Source organism: Chryseobacterium sp. SIMBA_038, from assembly GCF_046535115.1.
Lineage (GTDB): Bacteria > Bacteroidota > Bacteroidia > Flavobacteriales > Weeksellaceae > Chryseobacterium.
Map to the genome: position 1 here is coordinate 1 of NZ_JAWRXH010000473.1, position 231 is coordinate 231.

The following is a 231-nucleotide window of genomic DNA, read 5'->3' on the forward strand; positions in this document are numbered from 1 at the left end:
AATGATGGAAGACAAATGGGACTTTATCAAGGGGATGTGGTTTTCTTTAATTCTATGCAGCATCCAAGTGGGAATGTATGGTTAACTGGTGATAACAGAACCGGTGCAGGAGATGGTGATGATGAGCAAATCATTGTAAAGCTGGATCAGCTGGATCAAAGCTATCAGAAGATTGTATTTATCGTAACCATTTATCAGGGAAGAACCAATAACCAGCATTTTGGAATGATT

At 39.0% G+C, this 231-nt stretch carries 1 protein-coding gene; it reads left to right on the top strand.

What is annotated here, in order from left to right; all coding sequences use genetic code 11:
• Nucleotides 1-231, top strand: a 231-nt coding sequence (locus tag SB689_RS24320; RefSeq protein ID WP_410694577.1) for a TerD family protein, incomplete at both ends; no start/stop codon positions are given.